The 1685-nt window shown below is 35.3% G+C and carries 2 protein-coding genes; both read left to right on the top strand.

Annotated elements, in window-relative coordinates; translation table 11 throughout:
- The first annotated feature begins 68 nt into the window (after positions 1–68).
- Positions 69–374 carry a hypothetical protein gene (locus tag B0680_RS09875; protein WP_078254928.1) on the top strand — a complete coding sequence of 102 codons (306 nt, stop codon included), beginning with the start codon at positions 69–71 and terminating at the stop codon, positions 372–374.
- On the top strand, positions 371–1375 hold the full coding sequence (locus B0680_RS09880) for a phage/plasmid replication protein, II/X family (RefSeq protein ID WP_078254929.1): 1005 nt from the start codon (positions 371–373) through the stop codon (positions 1373–1375). Before B0680_RS09875 ends, B0680_RS09880 begins: the two co-directional genes overlap by 4 nt.
- The last annotated feature ends 310 nt before the right edge of the window (positions 1376–1685 follow it).

Below are 1685 nucleotides of genomic sequence, written 5' to 3' on the forward strand. Positions count from 1 at the left end.
TGATTTACTTTTCTAGTATTTAATGTTACTATTTTCATAAATTGGTAATATATTTTTAGGGGTATTTTATGGCTAAAAAGCAAAATAGAAGGGTTGTTTTAACTGTTCAGCCTGAGCTTGATTCTATTCTTGATGATATTGCAACTATTAAAAATCAACCAAAAGCTAGGGTTATTGTTGAGATTTTGGAAAATGCTAAGCCCGTTTTGTCTGCAATTGCTCAAATGTTAAAACAGGCAGATAATGCGGAAAAAGCTTATCAACACGCTTTAAAATTATCTCATACGGTTAATGTAGAAACTGGCAACATTCATAAGCAAATGATTAATTCTTTGAATCAGATTGAAATGGATTTAGAAAGGGATAAATTGTGATTGATTGGATTACTGCCGAAGTGCGTTGTAATAATAAATTGGATACTGGTTGCCTTGCCAAGATCAATCCAATGGGTGAAGTTGATTGGGTTTCCCAGTCCTGGCTTCCTGTAACTGGTTCTTATGAATCTAATATCATGATTAAGCCATTAACTGATACTAGAATTGTAATATCTGGAAACCCTGCTAAATTTTTACAGGGTCATAATTTGTTTGGTACTAATGATTTGGTTTATTTATTTAACAAGGCTTTTGGGGTGATTCATGAATTACTAGCTGATGATGGTTTAACACCTACTGCAAGCCAATTAGATGATATTGAAAATGGTAACTATCATTTAACAAGGGTTGATATTAATGAGACATGGCATTTAAAGGATGGTAATGAAGTTCGGGCATGGATTCGTTCGGCTGGTGAAAAGATGAATATGCCTTATCGTGGTAAAGGTGTTTTCTCTGGTGATACGCTATATTGGGGTAAGGGTAGTAAGTATTGGTTCATGAAATGCTATCATAAGGGGGGTGAGATTTTGAGAAAAAAAAGTAATTTCCCAGATGATTTAAAAATACCTGAAATGCTTGAATATGCTGATAAATCTTTGCGTTTAGAACTGGTATTGTGTTCTAAATTTTTGCGTTCTACTACTTTAAATAATGCTGACCTTTGGAATGAAAAAACTGCTAAAATGTTACTACTTGAGTATATTAAAAAATTAGAGATGAGTGATAATTTTATGATTAGTGATGATGTTTTAGCCAGTTTACCAAATAAATTGAAGACTTATTATTTGCTTTGGTTGCATGGTGAAGATGTTAGAAAACATGTATCCAAGCCTACATTTTATCGAATTAGAAAACAGTTGAAAGAATATGGGATAGATATTGCTTTGTTGCGTGATAAAGAGCATCAGGAAAGCAATGTAATACCCCTTATCAAGGTTTTAGAAGCCGAACCAGTGGGGATACCTGCTTGGGCTTATGAAAAGGGGTTAGTAGCGTAACAGCTTCAACCATTCTAGTCATGGTTACCCTAAGAATATGAATTGGGGGTGTCAACGGTGGAGACTTGTACTACCTTGACGCCCCCAATTCATATTCTATTATTCATAATGACTAGAATGGTTGTGCGTGTGCGGGTGGTTCGGCGGCTGTAAGCGAGAACGACGCACACGCACAACCATTCCACGTTTCTAGTAATACGTGGAATTTGTCTCATTTTGATACTCTGTTTTTTAGTGTTTTTAGGCTTAAACCCTTATTTTATAAGGGTTTGCGGTCAATTCCCCCCCCCTGTGGAATTTGTCTCATTTT

The organism is Moraxella pluranimalium, from assembly GCF_002014825.1.
Taxonomy (GTDB): domain Bacteria; phylum Pseudomonadota; class Gammaproteobacteria; order Pseudomonadales; family Moraxellaceae; genus Moraxella; species Moraxella pluranimalium.

Bases quoted from the DNA above. Each gene is read 5' to 3' on its own strand.
- B0680_RS09875 (WP_078254928.1), top strand. From the start codon at position 69: ATGGCTAAAAAGCAAAATAGAAGGGTTGTTTTAACTGTTCAGCCTGAG.